We start from the raw sequence: 234 nt of genomic DNA on the forward strand, positions 1-234 counted from the left end.
AAGAATATTTTGACAAAGAGAAAATCTGCTGGCAAAGCATTTACTATTATTTCAATAAATGGAGCAAAGATGGCTCTTTCAGAAAGGTTTGGATAGGTCTTTTGCTTCTTAATAAAAGAAAATTGGAGATGTCAAACGTTCAGTTGGACGGCAGCCACACCCCAAGCCGAATGGGAGGTGAAAAGCTAGGCTATCAAGCTAGAAAAAAGGCAAAAACCACCAACAGCATTTTTC

General features: G+C 38.5%; 1 protein-coding gene. It reads left to right on the plus strand.

Going from position 1 to position 234, the window contains the following annotated elements; genetic code table 11:
• Positions 1–234, plus strand: a 234-nt coding sequence (locus tag GNY06_RS15460; RefSeq protein WP_166518557.1) for a transposase, incomplete at both ends; no start/stop codon positions are given.

It is taken from the genome of Elizabethkingia argenteiflava (genome assembly GCF_009904105.1).
Classification (GTDB): Bacteria; Bacteroidota; Bacteroidia; order Flavobacteriales; family Weeksellaceae; genus Elizabethkingia; species Elizabethkingia argenteiflava.